Source organism: Streptomyces sp. WG7, assembly GCF_049975785.1.
In the GTDB taxonomy this organism is placed as follows: Bacteria; Actinomycetota; Actinomycetes; order Streptomycetales; family Streptomycetaceae; genus Streptomyces.
The window spans coordinates 13,702-28,199 of the sequence record NZ_JBNGGE010000009.1; the positions used below are offsets into that span (position 1 = coordinate 13,702).

The window sequence follows — 14,498 nt, forward strand, 5'->3', positions numbered from 1 at the left end:
CGGGGTCGGGTGCGGGCCGGTTCAGGGTTGAATGCGGGCAGGTTCGGGGTTCTGATCGGAACCCTGGGCCTGCCCGCTGCGTTTACCGTGGAAGAGCGGCGCGGAGAGCGCCGCGGCCTGCCGGTGCGCGGGCCGGACGCTCGGAGGAGGAGCTTCGTGGAAGCAGTGATCACGGTATTCGCCCTGCTCTTCGTGCTCGCCCTCGTACTGGGCGCCTACGCCACGGTGAAGGCCGTCGGCGCCGCCAAGCGCAGCGTGGACCGTGGCATCACCCAGGCCCGCCGCACGGTCGAGGACCACACACTGCGGGCCAAGTCCCTGGTCCAGCCGGGGCCGGCGGGCGAGCTCGCCCAGCTGCGGCTGACGCTGCGCACGTCGATGCGGGCCACTCAGGACGCGCTGCACGCGGGCGTGGCCGAGGACGAGTCCCTCAAGGAATCCCTCGCCCTCTTCGATCGGCTCAGCGCGCACGGATTCGAACTCGACGCCGAGCTCAGGCGGCTGGAGTCGGACCCGGATCGCGCCACGCTCGGGGGGCTCCTTCCCGCGCTGCGCGAGCGCACCGAGCGGATCACCCGGTCGGCGGAGTCCCTGCGCTGGGCGGCCCGTGACCGGGCCCGCCGCTTCGCGGACGACGACCTGGACTCGTTGAGCGCACAGATCGACGTCGAGGCCGGCGCCCTGCGGCACTGGACGGAGACGGAGACGGGTCCCGCCGCCGCGCCGCCGTCCTGGCCCGAGGCTCCCGCCACCGACGCCCCCACCGCCCGGCAGAGCCGGCCGGAGACCCCGCAGGCATCGCCGGCCTCGAGGCAGGAGCCGACGGAGGAGCCCGCCAGGCCTGCCATCACCCCGCCCGCCGCGCGCCCCGTCTATCCCTGGCAGAAGAAGGCCCGTCCGGAGAACACGACCTGATCACAGCCCTGTGAACGCCCGGTCGTCGAGGCCGGGCTGCCGTACGGGGGCTGCGCCAGGTAGCCTCCAGCTCATGTCCCGCCATGTCGCTATCGTCACGGATTCAACGGCCTACCTCCCGGCCCGGACGATGGAGCGGCACGGCATCACCGCGGTACCCCTGACCGTCGTCCTGGGCGACCGGGCCCTGGAAGAGGGCACCGAGATCTCGACCCGTTCGCTGGCCCAGGCCCTGCAGAAGCGGCGGCCGGTCACCACCTCCCGCCCCAGCCCCGAACTCTTCGCCGAGACCTACCGCAGGATCGCCGAGTCCGGCGCCGAGGGCATCATCTCCCTGCACCTTTCCGCCGAGCTCTCCGGCACGCACGACGCGGCCGTCGTCGCCGCGCGCGAGGCGGCGATCCCCGTGCGGGTCGTGGACACCGGGATGATCGCGATGGCCCTCGGATTCTGCGCGCTCGCCGCGGCCGAGTCGGCGGAGGCGGGCGGCACGGTGGACGAGGCCGTCACGGCCGCCGAGAAGCGCGCCGCGGGCACCTCCGCCTACTTCTACGTCGACACCCTCGACTATCTGCGCCGCGGCGGCCGGATCGGGGCGGCCCAGGCGCTGTTCGGTTCCGCGCTCGCCGTGAAACCGCTGCTGCAACTGGACGGCGGCCGGATCGAGCCCTTGGAGAAGGTCCGGACGGCGTCCAGGGCCATCGCCCGGCTGGAGGAGATCGTCGCCGACCGGGCGGGCAGCGCACCCGTCGACATCGCCGTCCACCATCTCGCCGCCCCGGACCGGGCGTCGGCTCTGGCGGACCGCCTGCGGGACCGGGTGCCCGGGCTGGCCGACCTCCACGTGAGCGAGGTCGGCGCGGTGATCGGGGCGCACACGGGGCCCGGGCTGCTCGGGGTTGTCGTCTCGTCGCGGTGAGGGAGCGGCGAGAGGCCGTGTGGGTCTCGTCGACGTGGAGGGGGAGTCGTTGTATCACCCGTGTGGGGTACCGGAGTTGTCCACAACCTGTCGGTAGTCCCCGGGAATTGAGCATGATCATCGCAGTTGTGGCGCGGTGTCCGATCCTCGTCGCATGGCTCTTCGATCACGCTCACGCACAGCGGCCGCGACCAGCGGCCCGGGCCGCGCACCGGCTTCCGACGGCCGGCTCCGCCAACGCCACTCGTCCCCTTCCCGCTCCCTCGGCCGGGCACGGCACGGGCGCCGTCATGCACCGGAGGAGGAACTCCGGCGGCGGGCGGCGGCACTCTTCGACGAACGTGCCGAACAAGCCGAACAAGCCGAACAAGCCAACTATGCCGAACACATCGGATACACCGGACACACCGAGCATGCCGAACGTGTAGGGCGGGCCGGGCACACCGAACGCACCGAACACGCCGAACACGTCGGCCGGCGGGGCGGATCGGGGAAGGGGCCGCCGTCGCGGAGGACGGAGCAAGCGGCGCGAGAAGAAGGGACGCCAGCGGACGCCGCCATGACGGTCTGGCGGGAGCGGGCAGGACAGGCGCTGCGGGAGCGGATGCCGGTGTGGCTGCAGACACGGTGCGGGCTGGAGCGGCGCAGTGTGGCCGCGCTCACGGTGCTGCTCGTCGTCGCCGCGGTCTTCGCCGTGCAGCACTTCTGGACCGGCCGCACCCAGCCCGTGGCGGCACCTGAGGTGGTGCGGGAAGCGGCGGCATACGGCGCGCAGGGAGTGGGAGAGGGTGCGGGAGGAGACTCCGCGCCCGGATCGCGCAAGGGCACGGCCATGGGCACAGGTACGGCCACCGCCACGGTCGGGGCCGAGATCGTGGTGGATGTCGGCGGCAAGGTCCGCAAGCCCGGAATCCACCGCCTTCCGGCGGGCTCACGCGTAGCGGACGCCCTGCGTGCCGCCGGAGGCGTGCGATCCGGCACCAGGACCGACGGGCTGAACCAGGCACGCTTCCTGGTGGACGGAGAGCAGGTGATCGTCGGCGCCCCCGCGCCGGTCACGGGGTCCGCCCCGGGCGGCACCGCCCCGGGCGGGCTCGGCGGGCCGGGCGGTCCGGCGGAGGGAGGGGCACCCGCGGGGCCGGTCTCCCTCAACACGGCTACCGCCGATCAGCTCGACACCCTGCCGGGCGTCGGTCCCGTGCTGGCCCGGCACATCATCGACTACCGCACCCAGCACGGCGGTTTCCGCTCGGTGGACGAGTTGCGCGAGGTCAACGGCATCGGTGAGCGCCGCTTCGCCGACCTGCGGAATCTCGTGCGGCCATGAGCCCGGACCTGGGCCCGGACACGAGCCCGGACCTGGGCCCGGACCTGGGCCCGGACCTGGGCCCGGACACGAGTCGGCCGAGCGGGCCGGGGGAACCCCACGACCGGACGGCGTCCCCGCGCGCGGCCGTGCACGCCGCTTCCGGGCACCGGCTCGGCGCGGCCCATCCCCGACAGGAGGGGCCTACGGACCTGCGGTTGGTCCCGCCGGCGCTCGCAGCCTGGGCGACGGCGGCGCTGATGCTGGACGCGCCGCCAGGGTGGGCCGTGGGAGTCGCCACCGCCGGGCTGATCCTGGCCGGAGTACTGCTGCCGAGGGCGCGGAGGCGGCGCACGACGCGCGGACGGCGTCACGCGTCGGTCGCCGCGCTGCTCCTCTGCGTCGCCGCGTCCGCCGTCTCGGCCGCGCTGCACGGCGCGGACCTGCGCCGTGGGCCCGTGCCGGCGCTGGCGCGGCAGTACGCCACCGTGACTGCCGAGGTGGAGGTCACCGCCGACCCCCGCCTCACCCGGTCCCGCGTCCGGGGAAACCGTGCCGTGCCGCCCACCGTCCTGATCGAGGCCGACGTGCGGCGGGTGACGGATGCCGGAGGCACGGAGGTGATGACACGGACGCCGGTGCTGATGCTCATCGATGCGGGGGACGGCGAGGAGACACCGGGACCCGCTTCCGCAGGCCACCCGGGCCACCCGGGCCACCCGGGCGACCCGGAGGACTCGCGGCTCACCCGTGCCGGGCCCGGCACCGCGCGCTGGCTGGGACTGCTGCCGACCGCGCGGCTCCGCGTCACCGCCCGGACGGCGCCCCCGAGGGCGACCGGGGACCGGATCGCCGCCGTGCTGCGGGTGCGGGACGGCCGGGAGGGGCCGGAGGTGGTGGCCGAGCCGTCGGGGGCACAGCGGCTGGCGGGACGGCTGCGGGCCGGGTTGCGGGAGGCCACCGACGGTCTGCCGACGGACGCGCGGGCGCTGCTGCCGGGCCTGGTCGTCGGGGACACCTCGCGCATCACGCCGGAGCTGGAGGAGGCGTTCAAGGAGACCGACCTCGCGCACACGCTGGCGGTGTCCGGCGCCAACTTCACGATCGTGCTCGCCCTGCTGCTCGGACCGCCCGGACTGGCCCAGCGCAGCGAGCGCCGGGGGCTGGCGCCCCGACTCGGACTCTCCCTGCGGACGACCGCGCTGCTCGGCGGCGTGCTCGCACTCGGCTTCGTCGTCGTGTGCCGGCCCGACCCGAGCGTGCTGCGGGCCGCCGCCTGCGGGTCCGTAGCCCTGCTTGCCCTGGCCACCGGACGCCGCAGGTCGCTGCTCCCCGCGCTGGCGACGGCCGTACTGCTGCTGGTGCTGTACGACCCGTGGCTGGCCCGCAGTTACGGCTTCCTGCTCTCCGTGCTGGCCACCGGGGCGCTGCTCACGCTGGCCCCGAGGTGGAGCGTGGCGTTGCGCCGGCGCCGGGTTCCGCCTCGGCTCGCCGAGGCGCTGGCCGCCGCGGGCGCGGCGCAGGCCCTGTGTGCGCCGGTCGTCGCCGTGCTGTCGGCACGGGTGAGCCTGGTGGGGGTGCCGTGCAACCTGCTCACCGAGTTCGTGGTCGCCCCGGCCACGGTGCTCGGCTTCGCGGCGCTGGCGACGGCACCGGTGGCGATGCCGGTGGCCAAGGGGCTGGCCTGGTGCGGAGGCTGGCCGGCCGAGTGGATCGCGGGGATCGCCCGCACCGGGGCCGCGCTGCCCGGCGCGGGTGTGGACTGGCCGGGCAACTGGGCCGGGGCGGCGCTGCTCGCCCTTGCCACGGTGGGCGTGCTGATCGTCGGCCGGCGATTGCTGAGACACCCCTGGTGGTGCGGTGTCTGCGCGGTGCTGCTCGTGCTGGTGGTGGTGCGGCCGCCGCCACTGGCCCGGGTGATCACCGGGTGGCCTCCGCCGGGCTGGCGGATGGTGATGTGCGATGTGGGCCAGGGCGACGCCATGGTGCTCGCGGCGGGTGAGGGTGCGGGCGTGGTGGTGGACACCGGGCCCGACCCCGCACTGGTCGACCAGTGTCTGCGCTCGCTCGGCATCACCCGCGTCCCGCTCGTGGTGCTGACCCACTTCCACGCGGACCATGTGGCGGGCCTGCCCGGGGTGTTGCGGGGGCGTTCGGTGGGTGCGATCGAGACGACCGTGCTCCAGGAGCCCGCGGACCAGGCCGAGTCCGTCCGCAGACAGGCTGCGGCACGGCGGATTCCCCTGCGGCACGCCGCCGCCGGGGAGCAGCGGCGGTCCGGCCCGCTGTCCTGGCAGGTGGTGTGGCCACCACCGAGCCCACCGACGACCAGGGCGCCGGGCTCCCCGACGACCACGGAAAGCCCCAACGACGCCAGCGTCACCCTCCTGGTGCGGACGGCGGGCCTGCGTCTGCTGCTCCTCGGCGACTTGGAACCCCCTGCACAGCAGGAGCTGGCGAGATCACCGGCGGCAGCGGCGCTGGAAGGGGTCGACGTGCTGAAAGTGGCCCATCACGGCTCCGCCCACCAGGACCCGGACCTCATACGGAAGGTGGCCCCACGGCTGGCACTCATCAGCTGCGGAGAGGACAACACCTACGGCCACCCGGCTCCCGGCACGGTCGAGGCGCTGCGGGCCCAGGGGGCGATGGTGCTGCGGACGGACCGGGACGGGGCCCTGGCGGTCACCGGCACGGGCAGGGTGTTGCGGGTGGCGGGAGACTGAGGGCATGGATCAAGCCCAGGTCGATGCCTACCTAGCCCGCCTCGGAGCCGAGTACGCGGCGTGGCCCACCGTCGAGGCCCTGCGTGACCTGCACCTGTGTCATCTGCGCAGCGTGCCCTTCGAGAACCTGTCCGTCCATCTGGGAGAGGAGATCGCGCTGGAGGAGGAGCGGCTGCTGGACAAGGTGGTGGGCGCACGCAGGGGCGGGTTCTGCTACGAACTCAACGGCCTCTTCGGCGCGTTGCTCGCGGCGCTCGGGTACGAGGTCACCCTGCTGGCGGCGCGGGTGTACGGGGACGGGGGGCGGCTCGGGATCCCCTACGACCACCTGGCGCTGCGGGTGCGGACCGTGGACGGGGGCGACTGGCTGGCGGACGTCGGGTTCGGGGCGCACAGCCACGGTCCCCTGGCGTTCGGGGAGCGGGGTGAGCAGGAGGACCCCGGCGGGACGTTCCAGGTCGTCGAGGCGGGCCCGGACGAGGCCGGGGTGCGCGGCGGGCACGACTCCGCACGGGCCGCCGACCTGGACGTGCTGCGGGACGGGAAACCCGTGTACCGGGTGGAGCTGCGCCCGCGGGTGCTCGGCGACTTCGTGTCCGGCGCGTGGTGGCACAGCACCTCGCCCCAGTCGCACTTCCTCCAGTCGCCGGTCTGTTCGCGGGTCACGGAGGACGGAGGGAGGGTCACGCTCAGCGGCCGCAGGCTCATGACCACGGCGGCCGACGGCAGACGGGAGGAGCGTGAGCTGGACACGGACGAGGAGGTGCTCGCGGCGTACCGGGACCGCTTCGGTATCGCCCTCGACCGGGTGCCGGCCGTGCGCCGGTTGTGAGGCGACCGGTGCCGACCGGGACGCGCCCCGACGCCCGCCGCGAGGCGACTCCGCGCCGGCTGTGCGGCATGCCGCCCGGGGCGGCCGCTTCGGGCCACAGAGGGGGCTACTCGTGAGTACTCCCGGCACATGCGCCGGTTTCCTGTGATGTGACCCCGTGTTGCCTCGAAAGCCTCATCGGTGATCGAATGTTACTTCGTCAACAATTTCTCACGTCGTGCAGAGGGTGTCGTAGATGATCGGCCGTTGGCTGGGAAGCCGAACGAAGCGGATGCAACGGACGGGTCCTCTGGCGGCGGTGCGGACCCCGCCGAACGCCGGAGTGCTGAGTTGCCGGGTTCTCGATCCCGTCAACGAGCCGGTGCCCAACGCGGAGTTCGCGGTCAGCGACACCATGGGACGCAAGGTGGTCAGCGGTGGGACGGACCCCTTCGGTTCGTTCGTGGCGACGGTGCCCGCGGGGGAGTACCGGCTCGCGGTGTCCGCCGAGGGCTACACGCCGTACCGGGCGTCCGCGACCGTCACCGAGGACGCGCTGGCCTCGCTCGGCGACGTGACCCTGCAGGTGGCCCAGCCCCCGGAGCTGCCCGCGCCGGGCGACTGGGAGATCGAGCCGGCACACTCGTCGATCGCGTTCACCGCCCGGCACATCGGGCTGGCCCGGATCCACGGCCGGTTCAACTCGTTCGCGGGCGCGGTGCGGATCGCCGACGACATGGAGCAGTCGGCGATGCACGTGGTCATCGACGCGGCGTCCATCGACACCAACGTGCAGATGCGTGACGACCACCTGCGGTCGGGGGACTTCCTGGACGTCCAGCGGTATCCGACCCTGGAGTTCTACAGCGACCGGTTCACGCACCGGGGCGGCAACCGGTGGGCCGTCTCGGGGGCGCTGTCCCTGCACGGCGTGACGCGCACCGTCACCCTGGACGCCGAGTACCTCGGTCTCGGCAACGGGATGGAGGGCGAGGTGCGGGCGGCCTGCCGTGCCACCACCGAGCTGCACCGCGACGACTTCACGGTGAGCTGGCAGACGATGCTGGCGCGCGGCATCGCCGTGGTCGGCCCCAGCATCAGGATCGATCTCGACGTGCAGATCGTGCCCAAGAGCTGAACCGGATCGCGCCCGAGGGCTGAACCAGCTCGTGCCCAAGAGCTGAACCAGCTCGTGCCCAAGAGCTGAACCAGCTCGTGCCCAAGAGCTGAACCAGCTCGTGCCCAAAGGCTGGACCAGCTCGTGCCCGAGGGGCGAGCGGCGCCCGCAGTCCCGCCCGACTGCCCGGCCGCCACGCGGTGTCGGACAATGGCACCCGTGAGCGATGTGAGACATGTGCTGGTGCTGCCCGACCGCGATGCCGCGGAGGAGGCGGCCCAGGCGCTCGGGGAGCGGTTCGGGGTCGACGAGGAGCCCCGGATCGTCCGGGACGCCCTGGCCGGCGAGGACGACGCCGAGGACGCCCAGTGGCTCGTCGTCCTGCGTGACGAGCGGGAGCGGCTGGACCCCGGCGAGCTCGACGAGTTCGCGGGGGAGTGGGAGGGCTGGCGCGAGGAGCCCTAGCTCCTGGCCGGCGCAGCCAGGGGAGTCCCGTCGGGCCGGCACGCGCTGTCAGTGGTGCGTGCGATGCTTGTCGCGATGGCCAGGAAGACTGCGAATGACGACCCTCTCGCCCCGGTGACCCTTGCCGTGGGCCAGGAGGACCTCCTGCTCGACCGTGCCGTGCAGGAGGTGGTGGCCGCCGCGAAGGCCGCCGACGCCGACACGGACGTACGCGACCTGACCCCCGACCAGTTGCAGCCCGGCACGCTCGCCGAGCTCACCAGCCCCTCGCTCTTCGCCGAGCGCAAGGTCGTGGTCGTACGCAATGCGCAAGACCTGTCCGCCGACACGGTCAAGGACGTGAAGGCCTACCTCGGCGCACCCGCCGAGGAGATCACCCTCGTGCTGCTGCACGCGGGCGGCGCCAAGGGCAAGGGCCTGCTGGACGCCGCCCGCAAGGCGGGGGCGCGCGAGGTGGCCTGCCCGAAGATGACGAAGCCCGCCGACCGGCTGGCGTTCGTACGGGCGGAGTTCCGTACCATCGGGCGGTCGGCCACCCCCGAGGCGTGCCAGGCGCTGGTCGACTCGATCGGCAGCGACCTGCGGGAGCTGGCCTCCGCGGTGTCCCAGCTGACCGCGGACATCGAGGGCACGATCGACGAGGCGGTCGTCGGGCAGTACTACACCGGACGGGCCGAGGCCTCCAGCTTCACGGTCGCCGACCGGGCGGTCGAGGGACGTGCGGCGGAGGCACTGGAGGCGCTGCGCTGGTCGCTGGCGACCGGAGTGGCCCCGGTGCTGATCACCAGCGCGCTGGCGCAGGGCGTGCGGGCGATCGGCAAGGTGTCCTCCGCCCGCGGTGGACGCTCCGCCGACCTCGCCCGCGAGCTGGGTATGCCGCCGTGGAAGATCGACCGCGTCCGGCAGCAGATGCGCGGCTGGACACCGGACGGCGTCTCCGTGGCCCTGCGCGCGGTGGCCGAGGCGGACGCAGGGGTGAAGGGCGCCGGGGAGGATCCCGAGTACGCCCTGGAGAAGGCAGTGGTGACCATCGCGCGGGCGGCGCGGTCGCGAGGCCGGGCGTAAGTCGCCCAGGTCAGCCCGGTCAGCCTCGGTCAGCCCTGGCCGGCTCAGCCCGGCTCAGCCCAGCGTCCCGTTCAGCCTCGCATGCCTTGGGCAGCCGGCCCGCCTGGTCAGCGCCGCTCGCCGTGGTCTGCCTTGTCCGTCCAGTTCAGCCTCGTCCGCATCGGTCTGCCTTGTCCGTCCAGTTCTGCCTCGCCCGCTGTGGCCTGCCCCGCCCGTCCCGGTGAGCCCCGCCCCCGTCGGTCCCGAACCCCGGCAGACCGAAGGCCCCGGTGGCCGTCCTGGGGAAGGACGGCCACCGGGGCCTTCGGATCAAGCTCTGCGGATCCATGCCCGCGTGGCGAACGCAGGCCGCGCATGGATCCTTTGGTGCCGGACGGGAGCGGATGAGAGAGGGCCCGCTCTGGGTCCTTCCGGCGATCAGACCAGATAAGGGGTTCAGCCCTTGAGAGCGCCGACCTTCGTCGCCAGCGCCGACTTCTTGTTGGCGGCCTGGTTCTTGTGGATGACGCCCTTGGAGACGGCCTTGTCGAGCTGGCGCGAAGCGACGCGCTGGTACTCGGTGGCCTTCTCGACGTCACCCGCGGCAGCGGCCTCACGGGCCTTGCGGATCGCGGTCTTCAGAGAGGACTTGACGGCCTTGTTGCGCAGCCGGGCCTTCTCGTTGGTCTTGTTCCGCTTGATCTGGGACTTGATGTTCGCCACGAATGAGCCTTTGCAGGTTCAGGCACGGGGCCGCGAGGGTCACGTGCCGATGATTTCTTGAAGGTGCGCCTCGTGCTGAGAGGGCAAGAGACACAGCCACCCACACTACCAGCGGCCCGTCGAGCAGCCCAATCCCGGTCCCGACCCGGTCCCGACCCGGTCCCGACCCGGTCCCGATCAGGCCCTGATCAGGCCCCGACCCGGCCCCCGATCAGGCCTCCCCCCGACCTCAACCCGTCCCAAACCCATCCCAGCTCCCCACCCGTGGGACGATGGAAGCTACGTATCGATCCGACCCGAGACCGCAGACACTGCGGACGCCTCAAGAATCAGGACCCTGCGTGCCCGCGATCCCCAGCCATGTGCCCGAGCCGAGCCGTACCGACCCGGCGCTGATCCGCAACTTCTGCATCATCGCGCACATCGACCACGGCAAGTCCACGCTCGCCGACCGGATGCTCCAGCTGACCGGTGTGGTGGAGCAGCGGCAGATGCGCGCCCAGTACCTCGACCGCATGGACATCGAGCGCGAGCGCGGCATCACGATCAAGTCCCAGGCGGTGCGATTGCCGTGGGCCCCCACCCACGACAAGAGCAGCACGCACATCCTCAACATGATCGACACGCCGGGGCACGTCGACTTCACCTACGAGGTCTCGCGGTCGCTGGCCGCGTGCGAGGGCACCATCCTCCTCGTCGACGCCGCCCAGGGCATCGAGGCCCAGACCCTCGCCAACCTCTACCTGGCGATGGAGAACGACCTCACGATCGTCCCCGTGCTGAACAAGATCGACCTGCCGGCCGCGCAGCCCGAGAAGTTCGCCGAGGAACTCGCCAACCTGATCGGCTGCGACCCCGCCGACGTGCTCAAGGTCTCCGCCAAGACCGGCCTCGGGGTCGAGGCGCTGCTGGACAAGGTCGTCGCCGACGTTCCGCCCCCGGTCGGCGTCAAGGACGCCCCCGCCCGCGCGATGATCTTCGACTCCGTCTACGACTCCTACCGCGGTGTCGTGACGTACGTCCGTGTCATCGACGGCCAGCTCAACAAGCGCGAGCGGATCCGGATGATGTCCACCGGCGCCACGCACGAGCTGCTGGAGATCGGCACCAACTCGCCGGAGATGCTCGCCGCCGACGGCCTCGGCGTCGGCGAGGTGGGATACCTGATCACCGGCGTGAAGGACGTCCGCCAGTCCAAGGTCGGTGACACCGTCACCAGCATGCACAAGGGCGCCGAGGAGGCGCTCGGCGGCTACAAGGACCCCAGGCCCATGGTCTTCTCCGGCCTGTATCCGCTGGACGGCTCGGACTACCCCCTGCTGCGCGAGGCCCTGGACAAGCTCCTGCTCAACGACGCCGCCCTGGTCTACGAGCCGGAGACCTCCGCGGCACTCGGTTTCGGCTTCCGCGTCGGCTTCCTGGGCCTGCTGCACCTCGACGTGATCCGCGAGCGGCTGGAGCGCGAGTTCGGCCTCGACCTGATCGCCACCGCGCCCAACGTGGTCTACCGCGTGATCATGGAGGACGGCACCGAGCACACCGTCACCAACCCGAGCGAGTTCCCCGAGGGCAAGATCAACGAGGTCTACGAGCCGGTCGTGCGCGCCACGATCCTGGCGCCGACCGAGTTCATCGGCGCGATCATGGAGCTGTGCCAGACCCGGCGCGGAACCCTGCTCGGCATGGACTACCTGTCCGAGGACCGGGTGGAGATCCGCTACACCCTCCCCCTCGCGGAGATCGTCTTCGACTTCTTCGACCAGCTGAAGTCGAAGACCCGCGGTTACGCCTCCCTCGACTACGAGCCCACCGGCGAGCAGACCTCCAGCCTGGTCAAGGTCGACATCCTGCTGCACGGCGACAAGGTGGACGCCTTCTCGGCGATCACCCACAAGGACGCGGCGTACGCGTACGGGGTGCGGCTCGTCGCCAAGCTGCGCGAGCTCATCCCGCGCCAGGCCTTCGAGGTGCCCATCCAGGCCGCCATCGGCTCCCGGGTGATCGCCCGCGAGACCATCCGCGCCATCCGCAAGGACGTCCTCGCCAAGTGCTACGGCGGTGACATCTCGCGTAAGCGGAAGCTGCTGGAGAAGCAGAAGGAGGGCAAGAAGCGGATGAAGATGGTGGGTTCCGTGGAGGTCCCGCAGGAGGCCTTCATCGCGGTCCTGTCCAGTGATGACAGCGCGGGGTCGGGCAAGGGCAAGAAGTAACAGCGACCGTCCTCGCGGCGCGTCCCGCCCGCCCGGGCGAAACGGACACGAAGGGGCTCGTCGTGCGAAAGCGCGACGGGCCCCTTCGCATGTCACGGGTGGCCTTCGTGGTGGCCTTCGTACGAAGTGACAGGGCGCGGAGACTTACGCACGGGCCGGTCGCCCTTTACGCTGATGCCTGCCCGTTAGTTACTCGTGAGTTAAACAACGTCTGAAGAACCGCCCGAGAGCGAACCAGTCACACCTGAACCAGTCACACCTGAACCAGCCGCATCCGAGCCGGCCGTATCGAGCAGGCCGCAGCGTCGCGGGCCCACGGAGGATGTCGTGAGCGACACACAGACACTGATCGAGAACCGTCCGCCCTCCGTGGCGGGACTCTTCCTGGAACGGGTGACGGCCACGCCGGACGCCGAGGCGTACCGCTACCCGGTGCCGTCGGCCGCGGGCGAGGGTCCGGACGACTGGAAGTCGCTGACCTGGGCGCAGGCGGCCGAACGGGTCTACGCGATCGCGGCCGGCCTGATCGAGCTGGGCGTCCGGCCGCAGCAGCGCGTGGCACTCGCCTCCGCCACGCGGCTGGAGTGGATCCTCGCCGACCTCGGCATCATGTGCGCGGGCGCGGCGACGACCACGGTCTACCCGCAGACCAACGTCGACGAGTCCGCGTACATCCTCTCCGACTCCGGGAGCCGGGTGCTCATCGCGGAGGACGCCGCGCAGCTGGCCAAGGCCAGGGAGAAGAAGGCGGAGCTGCCCGAGCTCACCCACGTGGTGGTGATCGACGCGACCGGCGCCGACACCACCGAGGACTGGATCCTCACCCTCGGCGCACTGGAGGCGCTCGGCACGGCCCGCCTGGAGAAGGAGCCGGAGCTGGTCAAGGAGCGGGTCGGCGCGCTCACCAAGGACCAGCTCGCCACCCTCATCTACACCTCCGGCACCACCGGCCGGCCCAAGGGCGTCCGCCTCCCGCACGACTGCTGGTCCTACATGGCGAAGGCGATCGCCGCGACCGGCCTGGTGACCGGCGACGACGTGCAGTACCTGTGGCTGCCGCTCGCGCACGTCTTCGGCAAGGTGCTGACCTCCGGCCAGATCGAGGTCGGTCACGTCACCGCCGTCGACGGCCGCGTCGACAAGATCATCGAGAACCTGCCGGTGGTCCGGCCGACCTACATGGCGGCCGTGCCGCGCATCTTCGAGAAGGTCTACAACGGCGTCGCCGCCAAGGCCCGGGCGGGCGGCGGAGCCAAGTACAAGATCTTCCAGTGGGCCGCCGGCGTCGCCCGCGAGTACGCCAAGGTCACCCAGGACAACTTCAAGCGCACCGGCACCGCGAGCGCTCCCTTCGGCCTGTCCGCCAAGCACGGCATCGCCGACAGGCTCGTCTACGCCAAGATCCGCGAGGCCTTCGGCGGCCGCCTGCGTGCCTGCGTCTCCGGCTCGGCGGCCCTCGCACCCGAGATCGGCTACTTCTTCTCCGGCGCCGGCATCCACATCCTGGAGGGCTACGGCCTCACCGAGTCCTCCGCCGCGTCCTTCGTCAACCCCGGCGAGGCCTACCGCACCGGCACGGTCGGCAAGCCGCTGCCCGGCACCGAGGTGCGCATCGCGGACGACGGCGAGATCCTGCTGCGCGGCCCCGGCATCATGGAGGGCTACCACAAGCTGCCCGAGAAGACCGCCGAGGTGCTGGAGTCCGACGGCTGGTTCCACACCGGCGACATCGGCGAGCTCTCGCCCGACGGCTACCTGCGCATCACCGACCGCAAGAAGGACCTCATCAAGACCTCGGGCGGCAAGTACATCGCGCCCGCCGAGGTCGAGGGCAAGTTCAAGGCGGTCTGCCCGTACGTCTCCAACATCCTGGTGCACGGCGCCGACCGGAACTTCTGCACCGCCCTCATCGCCCTCGACGAGATCGCGATCACCCAGTGGGCGAACGAGAACGGCCTGGAGGGCAAGCCGTACGCGGAGATCGTCGCGGCGCCCGCGACCGTGGAGATGATCGACGGCTACGTCAAGCAGCTCAACGAGGGCCTCCAGCGCTGGCAGACCATCAAGAAGTTCCGCCTGCTGCCCCGCGACCTCGACGTCGAGCACGGGGAGATCACACCGAGCCTGAAGCTCAAGCGGCCGGTGGTGGAGCGGGAGTACAAGCACCTGATCGAGGAGATGTACGACGGCTCCCGGGAGGCGTGACGCGGGCGTGACGCGGGCGTAACGCGGGCGGGGCGCGGTGTTGACACGGGCGGAGCG

Annotated in this window: 11 protein-coding genes; 10 read left to right on the forward strand and 1 reads right to left on the reverse strand. The window is 71.9% G+C overall.

Annotated features, from left to right (window positions below):
- Positions 1-156: 156 nt before the first annotated feature.
- From ACP4J0_RS12245 to holA, 8 genes are all read left to right on the forward strand, one after another.
- Positions 157-915 (forward strand): hypothetical protein, encoded by a 759-nt coding sequence (locus ACP4J0_RS12245; RefSeq protein WP_426598670.1) that lies wholly within the window; start codon positions 157-159, stop codon positions 913-915.
- Positions 916-988: 73 nt separating this feature from the next.
- Positions 989-1,834: a DegV family protein gene (locus ACP4J0_RS12250; protein WP_426598671.1), complete on the forward strand. Its 846-nt coding sequence runs from the start codon at positions 989-991 to the stop codon at positions 1,832-1,834.
- 154 nt (positions 1,835-1,988) lie between these two features.
- The gene (locus tag ACP4J0_RS12255; protein WP_426598672.1) at positions 1,989-3,161 is read left to right on the forward strand and encodes a helix-hairpin-helix domain-containing protein; all 1,173 of its coding nucleotides are present in this window, start codon (positions 1,989-1,991) and stop codon (positions 3,159-3,161) included.
- Positions 3,162-3,289: 128 nt separating this feature from the next.
- On the forward strand, positions 3,290-5,866 hold the full coding sequence (locus ACP4J0_RS12260; protein WP_426598824.1) for a ComEC/Rec2 family competence protein: 2,577 nt from the start codon (positions 3,290-3,292) through the stop codon (positions 5,864-5,866).
- Between the two features lie 4 nt (positions 5,867-5,870).
- Complete coding sequence (locus ACP4J0_RS12265; RefSeq protein WP_426598673.1) at positions 5,871-6,698, forward strand: arylamine N-acetyltransferase family protein; 828 nt, start codon at positions 5,871-5,873, stop codon at positions 6,696-6,698.
- Positions 6,699-6,933: 235 nt separating this feature from the next.
- On the forward strand, positions 6,934-7,815 hold the full coding sequence (locus ACP4J0_RS12270; RefSeq protein ID WP_426598674.1) for a YceI family protein: 882 nt from the start codon (positions 6,934-6,936) through the stop codon (positions 7,813-7,815).
- A 198-nt stretch (positions 7,816-8,013) separates the two neighbouring features.
- Positions 8,014-8,259 carry a hypothetical protein gene (locus ACP4J0_RS12275; RefSeq protein ID WP_426519800.1) on the forward strand — a complete coding sequence of 82 codons (246 nt, stop codon included), beginning with the start codon at positions 8,014-8,016 and terminating at the stop codon, positions 8,257-8,259.
- Positions 8,260-8,334: 75 nt separating this feature from the next.
- Complete coding sequence (gene holA / locus ACP4J0_RS12280) at positions 8,335-9,324, forward strand: DNA polymerase III subunit delta (RefSeq protein ID WP_426598675.1); 990 nt, start codon at positions 8,335-8,337, stop codon at positions 9,322-9,324.
- Positions 9,325-9,759: 435 nt separating this feature from the next.
- On the opposite strand, the gene rpsT is transcribed toward holA, so the two are convergent.
- The gene (gene rpsT, locus ACP4J0_RS12285; RefSeq protein ID WP_055416861.1) at positions 9,760-10,026 is read right to left on the reverse strand and encodes a 30S ribosomal protein S20; all 267 of its coding nucleotides are present in this window, start codon (positions 10,024-10,026) and stop codon (positions 9,760-9,762) included.
- A 341-nt stretch (positions 10,027-10,367) separates the two neighbouring features.
- Between rpsT and lepA the strand changes: the two genes are divergently transcribed.
- Both lepA and ACP4J0_RS12295 read left to right on the forward strand, forming a co-directional pair.
- Positions 10,368-12,236 carry a translation elongation factor 4 gene (gene lepA / locus ACP4J0_RS12290; RefSeq protein ID WP_426598676.1) on the forward strand — a complete coding sequence of 623 codons (1,869 nt, stop codon included), beginning with the start codon at positions 10,368-10,370 and terminating at the stop codon, positions 12,234-12,236.
- Positions 12,237-12,563: 327 nt separating this feature from the next.
- Positions 12,564-14,441 carry an AMP-dependent synthetase/ligase gene (locus ACP4J0_RS12295; RefSeq protein ID WP_426598677.1) on the forward strand — a complete coding sequence of 626 codons (1,878 nt, stop codon included), beginning with the start codon at positions 12,564-12,566 and terminating at the stop codon, positions 14,439-14,441.
- The last annotated feature ends 57 nt before the right edge of the window (positions 14,442-14,498 follow it).

Excerpts from the sequence above, each read along its gene's own strand:
- ACP4J0_RS12255 (WP_426598672.1), top strand. The coding sequence starts at position 1,989 with ATGGCTCTTCGATCACGCTCACGCACAGCGGCCGCGACCAGCGGCCCG.
- ACP4J0_RS12270 (WP_426598674.1), top strand. The coding sequence starts at position 6,934 with ATGATCGGCCGTTGGCTGGGAAGCCGAACGAAGCGGATGCAACGGACG.
- ACP4J0_RS12250 (WP_426598671.1), top strand. The coding sequence starts at position 989 with ATGTCCCGCCATGTCGCTATCGTCACGGATTCAACGGCCTACCTCCCG.
- holA (WP_426598675.1), top strand. The coding sequence starts at position 8,335 with ATGGCCAGGAAGACTGCGAATGACGACCCTCTCGCCCCGGTGACCCTT.
- ACP4J0_RS12265 (WP_426598673.1), top strand. The coding sequence starts at position 5,871 with ATGGATCAAGCCCAGGTCGATGCCTACCTAGCCCGCCTCGGAGCCGAG.